Origin of the sequence: Cellulophaga sp. RHA_52 (assembly GCF_007827205.1) — a bacterium.
Taxonomy (GTDB): Bacteria; Bacteroidota; Bacteroidia; order Flavobacteriales; family Flavobacteriaceae; genus Cellulophaga; species Cellulophaga lytica.
The window spans coordinates 2,568,093-2,588,080 of record NZ_VIRZ01000001.1 but is presented as its reverse complement, the minus strand read 5'-3'; the positions used below and the strand labels follow the sequence as shown (position 1 = coordinate 2,588,080).

Sequence of the window (19,988 nt, the reverse complement as noted above, 5' to 3'; positions counted from 1 at the left end):
TTAACAAACGAAACTAACATTTTTAAGGTGAAACAGAAATTTTTTTAACAACTAAATGACAAATATAAAACCGTTAGCGTCGGTTATAAAAAGCATCTATAACTTTATAAAAATGAATGTTATTTTGGCTTTATAAAAAGTGAATATGGACTATACAGAAACTATTGAAAACATAACAAAAGGTGGTGGTTTTGAAATAACACACAAAAAAGAAGTTACAAAAAAAATTACACCAAAAATTAGTATAGATGATGCTATGTTTTTAATTTATGATTGGCCAGACGATAAGGAAGGTGCTAACACTAGTATTATAATTAACTTAAACTATTTTTTTATTTTTAATGATAAAAAGTATGAGATAAGCACTAAAAATACTTTTTATGATTTTGGTAATAAGTTTTATGACAACTTACAAGATTGGTTTTATAAAGATATGTATCCATTATTTATAAAAAAAGCGTTAGAAGTTTCTAAAGAAAATATAGAAAAAGATCTTGGAGTTTCACTTTCCAATATTGCACCTTTTGACACACAAGAAACTAAAGCAAAAAGATTAGCAAACAAAGCTGCTAAGGGTACACTAGTAGATTATGTTTAAAAAATACAATTAAACAATAGGTGTAACTAGTTATTAAAATGAAATAAATGAGCAATAGTTTATTAGAAAAGCAAAATGAATTATATGGTAATTTAAATTTTGCAGCAGCAATTAAAAAAGACAATGTTGGTATTATAAAACATTTTATTGCGAGTGAAAAAGAGGCGTATGAAAATAATTTTCAAGGACAATTTTATCCTTCATACCACTATGAAATAAGCAGAGTAATGAGTACCAAAATGTCTAAAATTGATGATGAAGATATTTATTTGGCATTTTATTACCAACTTAAACTAGGTAACATATACAAGCCTTTAGAGAAACATTACCCTTTATTTTTAAAAGCTTTAGCGCACAATATAGATGACAATGATTTAGATAATACGTTTTTAGACGCAGATATACTGTATTTATTATTTGGAATAAAAAACAATAAAAACTCTGACTCTGTTTACGATATATTATATAATGACTATGCTAATTTTTTACAATTTACAAAACTCTGTAATAGCTATACCACATTTCCTAATCTTAGAAAAAAACACGCTAAGTTTGCCCCTTTTTTAAATAACAAAGCATTGGTTAACCGTATAAAAAAAGGACTTCATTATTATTTTAAGAGTAGTTTTTTAACAGCTGGCTCATTAGTTTTACTGCTATTAGATACTAGTGATAGTGCTAAGGAAGTATTATACAACTTGCATAAAACAAATTTAAAAAATACAGATGTTTGGCTTTTAGGTAGCTTTTATATGGACTTTAAAAAAACAGATGCTAACAAAAAACTTTTAAAAGATTTATATGCTACTTACCCAAAAGAATGGATAGATGAATACCAAAAAACTGATTGGAATTAAACTGCTTTTTTATAAAATTTTTGCGAATTAATTTTAATGCCTTTATTTTTTCTATTGTAGATAAATGTATTGACAATATTAATAAGCAAAGACCATAAAACAAAGCCTATAAAGACCAATAAAATAACTTTTAAAAAGTTTTCCTTAGTAACATCAGGTATTCCTAATACATTAAAATAATTACTATAAAAATTATACCCTTTAGAAATTCCTATACTAAAAAATATAAAGCCAATAAGTAAATACATATACTTAACAAAAAAATCTTTTTTGGGTAAAAAGTAATCTTTAGATGGGTTTTTAGGGTGATAGTAAACAGGTGTGATATCTCCTATTTTTACTTTAGAATTGCTTCTTCCTTTAATTCTACAACTTTTTATTTTTTCGTTTTTAAAATACTCAAAACTATAAACAGGAACCTTTATAATACCAGAGAATCCTTCTTCATTCTCTGAACCTTTCTCAAAAGATATAGATACAACTTTTGCATTAGTTAATATACCGTTTCTTTTAATTCTTCCGTTTCTAAATAAGATGTACAGAAAACCTAAAATTAACAGCAACCCAATTACCAAAAAAATTGTACTTGCAATTATAGCCATATAAAGCTCAAAAGTTATAGTAGATAATAAATTTGATACTTAATATATGTAAAATATATCATAAAAAAAAGTGTTTTTATAGTAAATTCTCATCTAATACGCCATTTAACTGAAAATTAAACAGTTAATTAACAAAAAACCATTTTATTTGTAAGTTTATCTTACTTTTTAATAATTTTTTTATTACATCTTCTAATTCAGTATAACTTACCACTTCTATTTGGCACTTTTCAGTATCTATACATAGTGTTTTATTATACTTAAATTTTTGTTTAAATTTTTGTGATTTGGATAGTAAAACAAACTCGTTAAGCGTATTAGAATTTATATGCTTATTAGCTTCTTTATCCTTACTATTTTTAAGTTGTTTTAATTTATTACTAGCCTCAACTAGCGTATAAAAATCTTTATTAATAACTTTTGCTATATACTGTAGTCGTTTTTCATTTATACTTTTACCATATAAATTGTAATTATCTATATTGGCACTTATATAAGCAACATCTTTAGTTTTTAAATACTTTTTAAAGTTTTTATCATATAAACTGTGTAGCTCTTGATTGTATGCATTTACTACATCACTAGATATTATATCTTCAATATAAGCACCATTAAAGTTTACCCAAATTGGTGTAGAGGCTATTAACTCTATATGAATATTTATAAAATTATTAGCTTTATCCTTGGCTTTAAAATGATATTCATACGCCAAGGGAACTTGCTCAAAAGAAGTAAAATTGTAATTGTCTTGCAGAAATTTAAAATATGTTTCTACAGCATATTTAACCTCATAAAGCAAGTTGTTCATACCTTATATTTACTGAATAAACTAGTTTGCTTGTGCCTTAAACTCGTTCATTTTTTTTAATACTAATGGAACAAATAGGGCAAATTTTGCATTAAAGTCTTCTTGAGATGTTGCTTTGTTCATAGTTGCAACCATTGTAGACCAAGCTTTATGCAACTCATCTTCTTTAGTTCCGTTGTTTTCTGAAAACTCTATATTTAAAGCCTTTAAAAGGCTCATAGTATCATTTTCTTCATAAAAGCCGGTGTCCTTTACCATAAAAAAAACATTTTCTAATGTTGGTTCTCCTTTTAATAAGTCTGCAATAGATAAGTTTCCTTTGTTTGCTCCAACAATCTCAAAAGTATCAATCATTAGGTTTTGTACTTTTGAATTTATATTTTCTTTTAACTGTAATGTACTCATTTTTTGTTTTTATAGTTTAACCGTTATTCTTTAATAACAATTCCGTTTTTCATTTCATCATTGCTTGGCTTCTCAAACCAAGTTTCCATAAAGTCAAAATTTTCTTTGCTTACTTCAAATTCAAACGTATCTCCTTTTTGTGTGTTTCTTTGCATTACTCTTTTAAACCTAGTTTCTTTAGAAATATCTAAAAAATGAGTTTTTACTTTAAACCCATTTTCTTCTGCAAATTTTCTAAACTTCTCCCTATGACTATATTTAGAGAGTCCTAAATCTAAAATTGCAGCAACATTAGACTCCTGCAGTTGCTGCACTACATTTAAAATAATATCCTCTGCCCTATTTATGCGTTCTAAAAACCACTCTAAACCATCTTCTGGTTTTTTATCTGCAAGAAACAATGTGTTGTTCCATTTATCTATAGAAAATACAACCCCGTTTGTTTCTTTTTTTAATTTAGTTGCATAAGTAGTTTTACCAGATCCAGTATTACCAACAATTAAATGTATCATAACCTTATACTTTATTTAAAAAAATAAAGAACGTAAATAATTACTTATCTATAGGAATTGTACCAACAATTTGCCCTTCTTTAAGCACAAAAAGTAAATTTGATATTGGTGCATTTCCATAACTATCATCTTCCCAAGTAGCAATATGTAGATTTACAAAAGTGCCTAATAGCGTAGCATCTGCGTGTCTAGATACAGCCATCATACAGGTACGCCTAGGAATACTTACTAAAATTTCTTCAGCATCTAGCATTTCATGTGCTTTGCGCATATGCTTAGGTGATAATATGCGCTCACTAGAAAAATCTAAACCACTAGAAGTTAAAACTTTATTATCTAATTTTTCTAAAGCTGTAAATTCAGTTTCAAATTCTTCTAAATTTTTAAATGCTTCTTTTAATACGGCATCCGGATCTAGTGTTTCTAAATGTTTGTGAGTTAAAAATATAAAATCATTTGGAGTATCATAACCAAAACCAATAACCACTTTTAAATCATCATCTGTACCTATAAAATTAGACTTTACAGCGCCTGCTTTAATACCTACCCAATCTCCTGGTTTAAGTATTGGGTAAATTTTATGTTCACCATTTTTTGCTTGCTCAGCTAATTTTTCTATTTCTTTAGATCTTTCATCTTCATTTAAAAAATCACTCATTCTACTAATTTTATATTTAAACTAAGTATTAAAATAAGAAAACTATCAGCTAAAAAAGAAAGCCTTTTATATGCGTTGCATTTTGTTTTGTATTTGAATATAAAATCAATTACTCTATAAATTTTAAGTGTCACACGTAACATCATCCCACTGGACATTATTGTAATTTATAAGCCAGTTTAACGCATAATGACGCTCATAAACCACGCCTGGGTGTACTTCTTCTAATTGTACACCATTAATTCTTGCGTCTACACAAGCCCAATCTAAACGGTAATATAAATCGTTTGCATTAAGTATTTCTGTAGTACTCCTAACTGTTGTTTGACCGTTTATAAAGTCCCAAGGATTTTTATTTTTACCAACCGGGTACTCCTCTGATGGTATATTATTTAGGTCTGCTAAAGTATTAGGAAAACCTATGTTATTTACCTTGTTTAAAGCCCAAAAAAGCACCCAAATACACTCACATTTCCAAGTTTCTTGACTTTTTTTGTCTTCAGTAGGGTCTTGTAAAAAATCCATTTCTGCTGGAGTAACCAAACTTAATAAATTGTGTTCATTAATATATGCCAAAGCATCTGCCCCAGACATAGAATTGAATGCAACAAAGTTTGTAATAGCCAATATAGTTACACGCTCTGCTATTTCTTTTGCCGAACGAATTTCTACACTTTCTTCACTCTCTACAAATGGTAAATTCTTATTTACTTTTATATTTTTTGATGCTATAAAAGCATCATTTTGTTCTTTTCTTAATTTTTGATCCTCTGTAACATTATGCATTGGTTTATCATAATACTTAGTGTCTATATTCACTACCAGATCGTCTATTTCACAATTACCTTCACCATCTATAATTAAATCTAAATTTTTATCTAAAAAATGCTGACCATTAGATTTAGATATTGGTGCATCTGGCTGTACAAAAAGTACCGCGTCTAACTCTTGTGCTAACTCTAAAATTATTTCTTTTAAGTTTTTAATACTACCCTCTTGCTGAATAGAAAACTCTGCATTTAAGGTTTGTACTTTGGCTAAAAACAATCCTTTTACTTTGTCATTATTAGTAGGTAAAGAGTTTATATAACCATATAAACCTTTTAAATTCTCGTTTAAGGGGCAATCTTCTGTTGCGTGAATTTGATAATCTGGTTGTAAACGTTCTCTGTAATTAATAAGTAATTTACTGTCTTTACCAAACAAACCACCTTTGGTTTCTGCTACTATTATACTAGAATTTTCTGTAGTATTTACACTTACATTAGAAATGCTTTTTTTTAATACTTCTACAATTTTATCTACACCAATATTATGTGTGTATACGGTACAAATCATATGTTTTATTATTAATATTTATAGTTTTTTAATTTTTACTTTTTTGATGATTGATGAAATTTATCAAATAATCATTATTGATACATACTATTTTAGTAAAACACATATTATAACTTATTTCATTTATTTCATTAACTACATCAGAGGTAATTAATGTTATAGCTGCTTCCTCTATATTTTCTTTATAGAGTTTTTTAGAAAATATCATTAAATAAATTTTACTTGTTATTGGTATTCCGATCGAAGCTATTTCTTTTATATCAGGATTATTATAATTGTTTATTCTTTCCCTTTCTGTTATTGATGTACAATCAGGTAAAATAAAATAATCATTTTCATTTTTCGGTATAAAAATCCTAAAAACTAAATTTCCCATTAATTCTATTATTGATTCTGATCTTTTTGAATAATCAACAAGATTATTATATTCACTTATTTGCTTATACGAAAATTTTTCATTCACCAGTTTTTTAAATTCTTCTGTAGATTGATTAAAATGTTCAAGAATAGCATCCTTAAAGAGATTGTGAGTATTCTTTTTATAACTAGGAGTCCTTAACTTCCCTATAACACCATATTTAGCAAAAAAATAAATAGCATTATTAACCTCTTCATCAATATTAAGACACTTTATATAACTTTCAAGTACCAATAAGTTTTTATTAAAATCATCTTCAAAATTTATTTTTAAATCTTCTTCCAAAGATTTATAATCAGTAGTTTCATTCTCTAACCTAGTGTTAAGATCTCGCTGACTGAACAAAGTTTTTGTCGTATTTTTAGAATAAAAATTAGCTCTTTCTTTATCGTAAATATAAATTTTTTGATCTATTGAATTGAAAAATTTTTTTTGGTGTACTCGGGACACATAATGATGGTTTCTAGGAACACTCATATTATAACTAATTTAAAAATACTTTATAAAAATAAAACTCAAAAAAAATAAAGTATCACCCCTCAACAAGAAAAGATAGTTCTTACAGTTAGTAATTTAGAGATTGTTTTTTAATACAGCAAAAAATTATTCTATATATGTGTTTATAGAGCAGTCTAACTTACAATTTTTAGCAAGCATTTTTCTAAAACCTACTGCTAGGTCATATTCTTCAAAAATTAAGGCTTCTGTAATACTATCGCTAAGTATAAGTTGTTGCAACAAATACTCTACTACGTATTTATTGTCTGCGGTAAATAGTACAAATTTGGTAGTTCCCAACCTTAAAAGTTTGTTTGTATAAGATTTTTCAAATGTAATAAATACAATTTTAATTATAAGTGTAAATAAAAAACCCTTCTAAAAATTAGAAGGGTTTAGTAAAATTATAACAAAAGTTGTTATCTGTATAATGTAAAGTGACCCATAAATTCTCTGTCATCACTTTCACCATTAAGCTTAATAACATACCAGTAATCTCCGGTTGGTAAATTTGTATTTTGGTATAAACCGTCCCAACCTTGCTCGTTATCCTCTAATTTATATACTTCTCTACCATAACGGTCAAAAATAGTAATGTAAATATCTGGGAACTGATCTATGTTTTTAGGTATCCAAAAATCGTTTTGTCCGTCACCATCTGGTGTAAAGAAATTAGGAATTTCAATATCTATAAACTCCATAAATATGGTTTGTATAGACTCACATCCGTTTTCATCTACAACACGTACTGTATACGTATCTGTTTTAGTAATATAGAACGTATTATCTTCTCCGTTATCTACATCATTAAAGTAATATGTATAACCTGGCTTACCACCTGTTGCTAATGCAGTAATTTCATTAATACTTTGTTGCTCTACAATTAGTTGTAAAGGTGTAAAGTCTTCTATTTCAAAATCTACTGTATTAATACATCCGTTAGCGTGTGCAATAGTTATATAATGCATACCTGGTGCTAAGTTTGTAAAGTCTGGATCTAATACCATTAACGCTGGGTCTGTAGTATCTAAACCATACAATACATCTGTTGCTACAGTAGGATCTTCAAAAATTATAGCAACACTATTGTTTGGTGTATCACCTGTACACTCATAAATAACCTCTGTACTTGCTGTTAAGTTTGCACCACCTTCAATTTCTACAACTTCGTTTGTTATACAACCCATAGCGTCTTTTACAAATATTACATAAGTACCAGCTGCTAAATCTGCAAATGACATTCTTCCTTCTACAAAATCTGCATCATCATTACTATTTATACTTGTACTGTAAGGAGCTGTACCTCCAGTTGCTGTAACTGTAATTGTACCATCTTCTTCACCAGCACAAATTTCTGCTGTAGAAGTTAAACTCATTTCTAGTTCTAAAGGCTCTGTAATTGTAAACTCTATAAGCTCAAAACAACCGTTAGCATCTTGTACAATTACACTGTAATCACCAGCTACAAGTTCATCAAACGTATTTTCATCATCAAACCTGTTAAGGTCTGGCGATATTGCGTACTGGTAGTTACCCGTACCGCCTGTTACATTTAATACAATGCTACCATCATCATCACCATTACAACTAACATTAGTAATATCTGGTGTTACACTTAAGGCAGTTGGTTCTGTTATATTAATTGCACTAGACAATGTTTCACAATCTTCACTCTGCACGTTTACATAATACGTACCCATTGGTAAATCTGCAAATGTTTCTGATGTTTGGTATGCTCTAACTTGGTTTGTTAATGCGGCATCAGCAAACAATCCGTATTCATAATTACCTAAACCACCATCTGCTCTTGCAGTAATTACAGCTGTACTTTCTCCGTTACAATTAATAACCGCTGCACTTTCATCTACAACCAATGTTAATGGCGCTATAGGATCTATAACTACTACATTAGAAACCGTAGAAATACAATTAAAGTTATCTCTAACGTAGTATTGGTACGTACCATCTGCAACACCACTAAATACGTGCGTATTAGCACCGTTTGCATTGTTCATTGGTGTAAACGTTACACCATCTGCACTCCAAGTATACGGAGCAGTACCACCAACGGCAGACAACTCTAATTCTGCACCAATTGTACAACCAAGTGCTGCTGTAGTTATTAGTCTAGCATTAGGCTCTAAAGGATCTACAATTTCTACAATTGAAGACTCCACTGCACAGTTCATAGCATCTGTTACACTAATACTGTAAAAACCTGCACTTAAATTTGTAAATGTATCTGCAGACTGACTAACACTACTAGACTCTAAAGTACTACCACTAGCATCTGTATATTTATTTAAAACATACTTATACGTAGTAGTTACGTTTCTTGCATTTACTGTATACGTAGCAGTTGCATCTGAATCTCCATAACAAACTAATGCTGTAGTAGAAATATTTCCTGTTATTGGATCTGGAACTACTAAGTTAAACGCATTAGAGAATGAGTTAGAACAACCTAAAGCATCATCTACAGTAACTGTATATTGCCCAGCAGCTAAGTTTTGGAACAAGTAAGAGTTAACTCCGTTTACTGTTTCTGTAGCCATTGTAACATTATTTACAATGGTAATTGTATAAGGAGCCAAACCGCCAGTTGGTTTAATATTAGCAGTACCCATATCATTTGTACAACCAACTTCTTCTGTAGCTATAGGATCTAAAGCTAAAGCTGCGCTAGGCGATTTAATATTAAATAATCTATTTTGAGTACAGTCTGGGAAACCATCCTGTATAACCTCTACTCTATAATTACCAGCTGGTACATTTATTGGAGCAGTTGGTCCAAAATCTACAGAAGCACCACTTCTAATAGCTATACCATCATCCGATGGATCTGCTGGTGTATTATTTGTTTGGTAAACTCTATAAGTAAATCCTCCTGTATAAGTAGCATCACTCATAGTAAGACTAATTTGCCCTTCATCTCCAAAACATATTACGTCAGACAGTATATTAACCTCTACATCAAAAGTATTTGGTTCAGATACAATGTGTTCTGCTGTAATTTGGCAACCTGTAGCTGTGTTTTCTATTAAAATAGTATGCGTACCTGGTTGTAAATCTGCAAATACATTTGATGCCTGTGGTGTACCACTTGGCAATACTGTAAATTGATAATCTCCTGGGTTAGCACCTGTAGTGTAACTAGTAATACTACCTGTAACTTCTACTCTAATGTCTTCTCCTGCATTAGAACAAGCTATAGCATCTGTTACAACTACATCTGCAGATAATAATTGATTGTAAGCAGGTACGTTAACCGTTTGCTCTGCACTACAGCCTCTATCATCAAAAACACGAACTATTACATCTCCACCTGCAAAATCTGTATATATATACGTTGCAGTTGTACCTGTTTGTAATATATCACCAGTAGCTACATCTTCAAACTCATAACGAGAATATGTGTTACTACCTCCTGTTATACTTGCTTCATTTAAAACAATAGTTGCGTTATTTGTACTATTGTCTGTTGTACAACCAAAGTTGTTTACAACTGGTGTATCAAATGCTACTATATTTGGTTCTGCTACCACTATAGATGTTCTAGTAGTTACACAACCGTTTGGTCCTGTACCTGTAACATCATAAGATCCTGCAGGTAAACCAGAGAACGAATTTGTTGTAGCATCATACGTAGCAACATTCGGTACTATAGAATATGATAAAGGATTATTTCCATTATTAACTTCTGTAATTTTAATTATTCCGTCTGCTGAACTGTTACACGTTAAGTCTGTTGCTGTTGCTGTAAAGTCTGGCTGTATAGCCGCAGGAACATTTACAGTAAACGTTCTTACACACTCTGGAGTTGTTGTATTTGTATCATAAACCTCTACAGAATATATATCAGTAGCGGATACAGTAGCGGTAACAGATGTTGTAAATGCTGTTCTACCTATTACTTCTACAGAAGATGAGTCTAAAATTCTATACTCATAATTACCAGAACCTTCTGATGCGCTTATTAAAATTTCTGCATCATTAATACATCCTAAACTTTGTTCTAAAGTTGCTGAGGCTTGTAATGTTGGGAAAACTTCTGTTGCGAATGAATCTGTACAACCGTTACCATCTTTTACAAAAATAGTATAAGTACCTACAGCTACATTATTAAAAACTCCTCCGTTAGAAACGTAATTTGCACCACCATCTATAGAATAAACTAAAGTTGATGAATCTCCAATAGTTGTATTCACTGTTACTGTTGCAGATGTATCACAATTATCTACATCAACACCATCAATAGTTGGGTTAGCAGCTAAAGACATATTAATTGTTCCTAAAGGATACTCACAACCATATTGATCACTAATACTAACTGTATAATTACCAGCTACAGAACCTGCAGGAATCTCTAATGGGTTATCTGGAGTACCCGTAGCAATAACTGTAGCTGAAGGATCTGTAAGTGTAAATGTATATGTACCTCCGCCACCTGTGATATTTTCTACAGCGATAAGACCTGGAGTATCACAAGCAATATCTTCTAATTTTGTTAAAGTTGCAGTAATAGGCTCTAATTCTTCTAACAACACATTCTCTGACGCTGATATACAGGTATCTGTAGCACCGTCAATTTCTGTTACTACAATGTAATATTCATCTGGCGCCAAATTGGTTATTTGTAAATTACTATCAAAAGTAACAATTGTACCTGCCATACCAGGCGTAGTACCATTACCACTAGATCTAATAATATTACCTGCCATATTAAATAACTCCCATCTGTATTGTGTTCCAAATGGAGCGGCATTATCAGTAATTGTAAAATCTATAGTTGCATTATCTGCTCCATCACAAGAAGGAGTAGATGTAAAGTCAACATCTAAAGGAAGCGGATCTACAATATCGTTCACATTTACATCACTCTGGCGTACACAACCATTAAAATCACGTACATAAAACACATAAGTTCTACCAGGAGTTAAGCCCGTCCACAAGTAATTACCGTGTCCTGCCGGAACTGTTACAGCCGATCCAGAAGAATCATTAACTGAACCACCAGCTATCCAAGTAGCAGCAGCAGGGTTAAAGTTTGCTGGATCATCAGAAAATGCATATTCATAACCTGGAGTACCTTGAGAACCTTGTACTTTAACTTGTAACTCATTACAATTTACAACAACAGCGTCTATAGTAATATCTAAGTTATCTAAAGGATAAGGAATTGTATATCTAGGAAAATCTGTTTGACAAATTGTATTTCCAGAGCCATCTACCGTTCTCATAGAAGGATAAACACTTTCTCCTGATAAATAACCTGTTAACCTATCTGATGTTCCAGGAACCGAGTTATCTGCCGTCCAAGTAGCACCACCATCTGCACTAAACTCTATAGTTCCTAATGTAGATGGGTAAGCATCAAATCTAAAACCAAAATCACTAGCTGTACCAGTACAAGTAACAGGTGTAACCCCTATAATATCTGCTGTTAATTCATCAGGATTATTAATAGTTACATTAGGAGTTGTTGTTACTGTACAACCACTAGCATCTGTAATGTTAATTGTATAATTTCCTGGGTTTAGATTATAAAAAGTTTTGGTATTATTAATTACATTGGTAACTGTCTCATTAGAAGCACCAGCGTTATCTATATCTATAATTTCATACGTATATGGTGCTATACCAGACGTTACCTCTACAGCTATAGTTCCTAAACCATTATAACATTCTGGATCTGTTGGTGTAGCAGTAAAAGTTAAAGGAGTTGCTGGATTCACTGTTACCGTCTCCATAAACTCACAATGTGGGTCTGCTGCACCGTTGTCCCATACATATACATCATAAGTACCTGCATCTGCTGCAGCCACCACAAATGTATCTGTTCCTGAAAAATCTGCTGCAGTAACAGGAGTTGTAGTTGGTACAAAAGCATAAGCTAAATTACCATCTCCGCCAGTTGCATCTACAGTTATACTACCATCTGCACAAGAACTAACATCTACAACATCTACTGTTGCGTTTAAGTTTGGCTGAATAACAATTGTCTGTGTTGCAGATACACAACCAAATGCATCAGTTACTTCTACATCATAACTTCCATTAGGTAAACCTGTAAATGTATGTATGTTTGAAGTTGATGGCGTTGGAGTAATCCAAGCTCCACCATTTATTCTAAAGTTATAATTACCATTACCACTTGTAACTGTAGCAGTTACAGTTGCGTTGTTAGCCCCATCATAACATGATGTAGCAGTTAAATCAAAATCTATGTCTTCAAATTTATCTACTGTTACAGCTGTAGTTAATACAACCTCACAGCCTTTTGCATCTTTAACACGAACTACATAATCTCCTTCAGTAACATTTATAAAATCTACTTCTGTTTGGTATGCTCTAACAATAGAGTTATCTGCAGCTCTTTCTAACTGATACTCATAACCAGGAGAGCCACCTGTAGCAGAAGCTGTTAATGTTGCTCCTGTATTAAAACAGGTGTATTCAGAAGTTTCACCTAAACTAGGAACTATTGCTGATGGCTCTGTTAGGGTTGCATTAAAGTTTGTAATACAAGCATTATCACTAACCTTACGAACTTGTACATTATACGTACCATCTGCTAAACTTGCTGCAGTTGTTACTGGTGATGTTAATGAAGTTACCCAATTTGTACCTCCATCTACAGAATACTCAAATCCTGTTACAGCATCATAATTAGTAACCTCAAAACGGATATTACCATCTGAACCTCCATTACAGCTAGGATCTGTTGTTCCTAATAAAGTAGCACTAAACTCTTTATTGTCTTCTACAATTACTGTAATTTCTGCAGATTGTGCACAAGCTTCTGGCGCTTGTGTTGCTCTTAAATCATCTATAATTAAATCGTTACCATCATTACTATTTACATTGTTACGTATAACAATACCTACTGTTGTATTAGCACCAGGATTAAAAGTAACTGTACGGTTATGCCAATCGTCTTCATTTGTATTTTTAGGAATTTCTGCAGTTGCAACACTAGAAATTACTGTACCAGAACCATCTACAAGTTCTATTGTCATTTCTGGATTATTACCACTACTACCAACCTGCATTAAGTTGTAAGCCCATAAAGAGAATGTAATCTCTTGATTAGGTAATACTTCTATTCCGTTTCTAGACCATAACACTCCGTTTAAAACTGGCGCTGCATATACGTCTGAAAATGTACTAACATCAATAGCTAAGAAACGACCATCTGTTAAACCTGTATGGTCATTAGGGCTTCTAAAGCTAGGAACCGGATTGGTTACAAAATTTGTAACTGTATATTCTCCGTTTACTAAAATACCAGCCGGACCACGATTACAAGCTGTTTCTGCACCACTTTGTGGTTCATAACAATAATCAGATCCTATTTCTGCTATTTGTGTAGTAGCACCAGATCCAAAGCTCTCGTAAAATAATGTAGACTGGCTAGCAGTAAGTGCACTTGCATAATCTACAGAAATAGTATGTGTGCCATTAGTTACACCTGTAAATACATTATTATCTGCTGGTGTATTATCTACTGTATTTAGTTTATAAACATATCTAAAATCTGATGTATTAGATGGTGTAACAGTTATTGTACCATCTCCAATACAATTATAAGTAACATCAGTATCAAAAGTTGGTGCTGTAATTGGATCCGGAACAGTTATTTCCATCTCATAAGTACATCCTAAACCATCTCTTAAAACTAACTCATAATCTCCAGGAGCTAAATTTGCTGTATCTGTAGCACTAAAAGTTCCTCCTCCATTAAAGCTATACTCGTATGTACCATCTCCTCCATTAGGGTTTAGTATTTTTACTAAAGCTCCAGCAGGGTTACAAGAAGCATCTTCTATTATAGCTGCAGAAGCTGTAAGTCTAAATGGCTGGTCTATTTCATAATCTATACTTTCTTTACAACCAGTATCTATAGTTTCGCCGCTTGCATCCATAACAGTAATGGTATAAAAACCTGCTGCCAAGTTGCTAAACTCATTAACTGTTTGGTAAGTAGTACCATCATCTAAACTATATCTATAAGGAGCTGTACCGCCAGTAACATTTACTGTTAATGTAGATGTAGCAGAATCTGCACACGTAATTGTACTGTGTGAAGCTGTTATTTGTGGTGTTCCCAAATCTTCAACAGTTACCGGAGATGAAATAGCATAACAACCATTACCATCTTTAACTATAAATGTGTATTCACCATCTTCATTAGGGAAATAAGTTAAAGGAGAACCTTTATAACCAAATAAGAAACTAGTACTTTCTGTAAAAGCAGAATCTGGTATAGAAGCTTCATCAGTATATAGTTGACTACCATCTTTACTCCAAATAGCCATTTTGTATACTGGACTTGGTAAACCACCTGTTGGCGTTAAATCTACAACACCAGATGTACAAGTGATGTTTGCTGTAGTAACTGCTCCTAATCTTAGGTCTTCAATTTTATCTACAGTAATGTTTTTAGTATCTAAACAACCATCTTGTGTAGATGTAATTACAATATAGTCACCAGCTGTAACACCAGTAAATTCATAAGTATTATCTGTTTCTGTTGGGTGAATACGCAAAGGAGAACCTGTACCGCCATTAGAGCCGTCATCTAAACGAAGCTCATAACTATAATTAGGCAATGCATTAGATACTTGTACTTTAATTGTACCACCATGATTACAATCTTCTGGAGTTGTAGTAATTTCTGTTGAAAAAATATCTTCTCTAACACCTATATCTTCGGTTTCAAAAATACAAGCACCATCTATAGGCGTATTATCTGCTGGGTTTAATTGTGTAACCTGTACTCTATAAGTACCAATAGTTGCTATATCAAAATTAGGACCGTTATTATCAGAAAAAGGAACTACTATAGCACCACTAACTGCATCTACTAACTGAAAACCATAACCTGCACCTACGTTGGTTACTCTTATATTACCATCTGTATCACATAAAATGTTTTTAGAGGTATATTCTATATCTAATTCGTTTTTATAAACTTTAAAGTAAAAACGACTAAAACATCCACCAGAATAACTTACAACAACTCTGTACTCACCACTTTCTGTTGCTGTAAAATTATCTACATTAGAAACAGCGTTCCATGTACATGTTAAGTTTTTATTAGCACAATCATCACCAGCATCAGAACAACTAGCCTCATCTAATTTTTCCCAAGTAATACTTTCTGCATCTGTAATACCTAGTTGTATTGTTGCTTCATCTGCTGCACCACATAAATAAATTTTTGGTAATAGACTACCATCTATAGGGCATTCTATAACTTCACCTTGCATATCATTATCCGGATTAGCATCACTATTTACATAATTAAAGTAGTCTAACACAGGGTTAGTTTGTGTTGTGCCAAAACGCTCTACAGTAATACGCTCTACTAAATTAGGGCAACTACCGTCTCCTGTTTTTTCTACAATAAAATTGCCTATATCTGTTGTGCGGTATGTTCTTGGGGTACCATCTGGATCACCATCATTTAACACAGTGTCACCAGCATCTACAACACCATTATTGTTATTATCTAGCACCCAGTTATATGCAGTAAACCCTTCACCTGCAGTTAAAACTACAAAGTCTCCACATAATTGAACTGTTCTTGCTTGATTACAAGATGACAAGTCACTTAAAATTGAATTACTTGCTACTTCTGGATCTCTTGTACAAGCCCCAATAGAAGTTGCCCCCCCTTCATCTGTAAAAGTATTTGTATTTACTGTTCCTTGGTAGGTAGAATAAGCTACGTTTTCTAAAGTTGAAGAACAAGCTGCAACAAACTCTGAACAATTAGCTGTAATAGATACTTTTATTCTTATTACATATTCTGTATCCCCTACTTCTACCAGATTATCTGGTACAGTAAAGTTTAATGTATGGTTAGCAACATCATGTGTATAAGAAACTCCAGGAGCACCAGAAACATCTACACCATCTAAAATAACATTCTCTGGTAGTATATTTCTTATGGTATAATTTGTAGCATCATCATCTCCGGTATTTTGAAAACGCAACACATACTGCATTGTTTGTCCTAAAGTAACATCATCACCATTAATATCATTACCAGATAAATCTTCAACAGTATTCCCTAGTAAAATTTCTGGAGCTAAAACTTCTACGTATGGTGCTGCTATTACAGTACCATCTGAAGGATCTACAACAGGTGTTCCTGCACCATAAAAGCCATCGTCTCCACCATCTGCATTATCGTCTTTATAATATTCATTAGCATCACTACAACCATCACCATCACTATCTAAATCTAAATGATCTGGAATACCATCTCCATCTGTATCTAAATTAGCACAAAAACCAGAAAAAGAGTCTGTATTGTAAGCTAAAAAAGCAATATCTGCATCACTAGATAATTCTAAACGTAAAAATGCAACATCACCAATACTACTAGCTGGTATACCAAATTCTGATAATTCTATGGTTGCTAAACGGTAGTCTCTACTTGTGTTTGCAAAGAAAACACTACCATTTGGGTAATACACATCTAAATCATAAGAACCAACTACGGTAGATAATGCTCCTGTACCTGAAGCACTTACTTGTACTGCATTACCTAAAGGAGCACCACTAGCATCATATAAGCTAATAACGTGACCAGCTCCGCCTGGCTGGGCAATTTGTGTTAATAAAATATCTGGTGTACCATCACCAACTGTAGCAGCTACAATTGGGTCTATTTCATAAGTCCAACTGTTTCCTATATTTGCTATAGCTGTACCTAAATCTAAACCATTTTGTCCATTAGTTAATAATGGATTTAATGGATCTGTAGTTGGGTCATTTACTACAGTTAAACCTAAAGCATTATTTACATCGCCATCATTAAGACTACCTTCTATAGTCATTTCACCATAGATATTATTAGAAGGTGTTAAGCCTAACCAATTAGATTCTGAAATAGTTAAGTCAGAGATACCATCATTGTTAGTATCAATACCATCCATTAAACCATTACTATTGGCATCAAAAAGATCATCATCTATAACACCAGTAGAAAAAGTAGTTCCACCAGTAGTAAATGCCAGTAATTCATGAGAAAGGTTTGGCCTTACGCTATTTTGACTTGCTGAAGAACTTCTCCAAAAATCATTAAAATTGGTAAAAATTTCAGTAACTGGAGTACCTCCCTGTATTGTTGAAGAAGGAGAAGTAAAAGTTACATCATTAGATATTGTGCAAAGCTGTTCTACAGAATCGTAAATACCATCATTATCATCATCTAAATCTATAGAGTCAATTACACCGTCATTATCATAATCGTTATGTACAATAATTCTTGCTGTAGGACTATCTGTAGTTTGATTGGTATCTGTTTGGTCTTGAGTATTAGTAACGGTATTTACTAAATTTAACAAAGGAAGTATGTCTATTTCATCTCCTCTAACCACTAGTTCTAGCTCAGCCGTTTCTCCACCATCTAATGTACCAATGTTCCATACATTACCACTAAAAGAACCAGTAATAGTAAAACTAGACACCAAGGTTAAGCCTGATGGTATATTGTCTGTAATTTGAAGATTTGTTAATGGCCCAAGTCCTAAGTTACGAACCTTAATTGTAAAGGTTGCTGTTTCTCCTTCAACAATCTCAGATTTATCTACTGTTTTATCCAAGACAACATCCGGATCGCAATAAAGTGCTTTAATAGGTTGAGAATCATATGTACAAGGTCCTTTTGTTCCTCTTACAAAAAATTCTCCTGCCCCAGACGGCGCATAATTTGGACTATTTGCTCCTGGTATAAGTACACCATCTTCAAACCATTGGTAGGCATCAAAATTACTTGTGGCTTCATATATTTCTGATCCAACAAAACAACCACTACCTCCTCTTATTTCTAAAATAACTTCTGGTACTGTATCAAAACCAGAAAAATATCCTGCAACACCCCTAGCACCGTTATAACCAAAAAAACCAATAGCTACAGGACCTGTAGATTGTACACTTATATCTCCATCTAAATTTGGTATAAAAAATGTTTTCCAATCTGACGTACCTGCAATAGGTACTGAAGCTGGCATAGATGTTATTTCTGTTCCGTTTTCATAAACTTTTATGTTTGCATCTGGAGTATTAGTTGCCGCAATAATAGTAACACCACCTGTTACAGTAGTTCCTGCCATATTTCTAATATTAGGAATATTATCCATATTATCTGGCAACAAACAGTTTACAGGAGCAACAAAGTTTAAACCTTGTGTATAAACAGCAGCCGCACCTGCCATACATTGGTAAGCATAAGCATCTTTAGAGGTTTGCACAAACATATTTGCTCCTACGCTGTTACTAGAATAGTAACTACTAGGTATTTCAAAATATTCTCCTTCATCAATTGTTGCTATTGGTGTTGTAGCACCGTTTACATAAATATTTGTATTGTCTGCTGTTCCTATAATTAAAGGAAATTCTGTAGTACCATTTGTACTACCATTACCTCTTACAAAAACATAATCTTTTCCTAATTTATTTTCTGGTACAGGTTGATCTATACCTGCATCACGGTTTGATGAACCTACCTGACGACCAAAGTTCATACCACCATTACTAATTACAATATTTTTTGTTGACTTAATAGAAGCTCCTATCCAACCATCTCTTTGAGCTTGAGTTGGCGAATTACCAACATAGGCTTCAAAAACAAAAGATTCATTTGCGTTTAATGTTATTTGGTATGTGTTATCTGTATGTCCGTCTACATCATTACCATTTCTAAACACACAGTCTGGATCATACCCATATACATCTACTACAGTGTTATCTTCTGTAGCCATTATGCCTAATGTATTGGATTTAGATGAGTGCTGACCTAAATTGGGAATACCACCCCATTTAAAACTTGTACCCATTGCAACCCTACCTTTAGAAGTTAAAGAAGCGGCCTGTGCTGCAGAATATCCCCTATAATTAACATAGAATTTGTTTCCGCTAGGCGACTCAAATCGTAAACCACTGTTATTTAATACAACACCAGTATTTTCATTTGTAACCAAGGTAATATTATTATCTCCGTTACCAAGTGTGTATACAGCCGGACTAACATTAGATATGTTAAACGTAGCTACGGGAGTAGTATTAGTACCCCTATAAGCATTTACTGTAAAAGTAGTTGGCTCTGGTGTAGATAAATAAACAGCCTGTTGTTGCACTGCTTGGTTATTTTGACCTTGCTTTAATGGCGGTAAATAATGTAAATCACTTAATTGAGCTTGAATTGAAAAACTAAAGCCGATTAATAGTAGAAATAAAATAAGTATTTTTTTGTTCATCAGATGGTATTTTGTTGTAACAA

General features: G+C 32.4%; 11 protein-coding genes. 2 read left to right on the top strand and 9 right to left on the bottom strand.

Features of this window, described 5'->3' with window-relative positions; genetic code table 11:
- Window positions 1-145: 145 nt before the first annotated feature.
- On the top strand, window positions 146-598 hold the full coding sequence (locus JM80_RS11390) for a hypothetical protein (RefSeq protein ID WP_144710192.1): 453 nt from the start codon (window positions 146-148) through the stop codon (window positions 596-598).
- 47 nt (window positions 599-645) lie between these two features.
- Window positions 646-1,455, top strand: a complete 810-nt coding sequence (locus tag JM80_RS11385) for a hypothetical protein (protein ID WP_144710190.1) — start codon at window positions 646-648, stop codon at window positions 1,453-1,455.
- Here the strand turns inward: JM80_RS11385 and JM80_RS11380 are convergent.
- The 9 genes from JM80_RS11380 to JM80_RS11340 form a co-directional block, all read right to left on the bottom strand.
- The gene (locus JM80_RS11380) at window positions 1,452-2,057 is read right to left on the bottom strand and encodes a DUF3592 domain-containing protein (RefSeq protein ID WP_038506932.1); all 606 of its coding nucleotides are present in this window, start codon (window positions 2,055-2,057) and stop codon (window positions 1,452-1,454) included. The genes JM80_RS11385 and JM80_RS11380 overlap by 4 nt on opposite strands.
- Before the next feature lie 124 nt (window positions 2,058-2,181).
- The gene (locus JM80_RS11375; protein ID WP_144710188.1) at window positions 2,182-2,865 is read right to left on the bottom strand and encodes a hypothetical protein; all 684 of its coding nucleotides are present in this window, start codon (window positions 2,863-2,865) and stop codon (window positions 2,182-2,184) included.
- A gap of 21 nt (window positions 2,866-2,886) precedes the next feature.
- Window positions 2,887-3,270, bottom strand: coding sequence for a hypothetical protein (locus JM80_RS11370; protein WP_144710186.1), 384 nt, complete (start codon window positions 3,268-3,270; stop codon window positions 2,887-2,889).
- 23 nt (window positions 3,271-3,293) lie between these two features.
- Window positions 3,294-3,782 carry an AAA family ATPase gene (locus JM80_RS11365; protein WP_013622644.1) on the bottom strand — a complete coding sequence of 163 codons (489 nt, stop codon included), beginning with the start codon at window positions 3,780-3,782 and terminating at the stop codon, window positions 3,294-3,296.
- Window positions 3,783-3,822: 40 nt separating this feature from the next.
- Complete coding sequence (locus JM80_RS11360; RefSeq protein WP_144710184.1) at window positions 3,823-4,440, bottom strand: hypothetical protein; 618 nt, start codon at window positions 4,438-4,440, stop codon at window positions 3,823-3,825.
- Window positions 4,441-4,563: 123 nt separating this feature from the next.
- The gene (locus JM80_RS11355) at window positions 4,564-5,778 is read right to left on the bottom strand and encodes a DUF4272 domain-containing protein (protein ID WP_144710182.1); all 1,215 of its coding nucleotides are present in this window, start codon (window positions 5,776-5,778) and stop codon (window positions 4,564-4,566) included.
- 28 nt (window positions 5,779-5,806) lie between these two features.
- Window positions 5,807-6,673, bottom strand: a complete 867-nt coding sequence (locus tag JM80_RS11350; RefSeq protein ID WP_144710180.1) for a DUF4238 domain-containing protein — start codon at window positions 6,671-6,673, stop codon at window positions 5,807-5,809.
- A 126-nt stretch (window positions 6,674-6,799) separates the two neighbouring features.
- On the bottom strand, window positions 6,800-6,994 hold the full coding sequence (locus tag JM80_RS11345) for a hypothetical protein (RefSeq protein ID WP_034646407.1): 195 nt from the start codon (window positions 6,992-6,994) through the stop codon (window positions 6,800-6,802).
- Window positions 6,995-7,113: 119 nt separating this feature from the next.
- Window positions 7,114-19,965, bottom strand: coding sequence for a T9SS type B sorting domain-containing protein (locus tag JM80_RS11340; RefSeq protein WP_144710178.1), 12,852 nt, complete (start codon window positions 19,963-19,965; stop codon window positions 7,114-7,116).
- Window positions 19,966-19,988: the final 23 nt, after the last annotated feature.

What these genes read in the sequence shown, in the direction of transcription:
- JM80_RS11340 (WP_144710178.1), bottom strand. Translation starts at nt 19,965, where the DNA reads ATGAACAAAAAAATACTTATTTTATTTCTACTATTAATCGGCTTTAGT.
- JM80_RS11365 (WP_013622644.1), bottom strand. Translation starts at nt 3,782, where the DNA reads ATGATACATTTAATTGTTGGTAATACTGGATCTGGTAAAACTACTTAT.
- JM80_RS11360 (WP_144710184.1), bottom strand. Translation starts at nt 4,440, where the DNA reads ATGAGTGATTTTTTAAATGAAGATGAAAGATCTAAAGAAATAGAAAAA.
- JM80_RS11390 (WP_144710192.1), top strand. Translation starts at nt 146, where the DNA reads ATGGACTATACAGAAACTATTGAAAACATAACAAAAGGTGGTGGTTTT.
- JM80_RS11380 (WP_038506932.1), bottom strand. Translation starts at nt 2,057, where the DNA reads ATGGCTATAATTGCAAGTACAATTTTTTTGGTAATTGGGTTGCTGTTA.
- JM80_RS11350 (WP_144710180.1), bottom strand. Translation starts at nt 6,673, where the DNA reads ATGAGTGTTCCTAGAAACCATCATTATGTGTCCCGAGTACACCAAAAA.
- JM80_RS11375 (WP_144710188.1), bottom strand. Translation starts at nt 2,865, where the DNA reads ATGAACAACTTGCTTTATGAGGTTAAATATGCTGTAGAAACATATTTT.
- JM80_RS11370 (WP_144710186.1), bottom strand. Translation starts at nt 3,270, where the DNA reads ATGAGTACATTACAGTTAAAAGAAAATATAAATTCAAAAGTACAAAAC.
- JM80_RS11385 (WP_144710190.1), top strand. Translation starts at nt 646, where the DNA reads ATGAGCAATAGTTTATTAGAAAAGCAAAATGAATTATATGGTAATTTA.
- JM80_RS11355 (WP_144710182.1), bottom strand. Translation starts at nt 5,778, where the DNA reads ATGATTTGTACCGTATACACACATAATATTGGTGTAGATAAAATTGTA.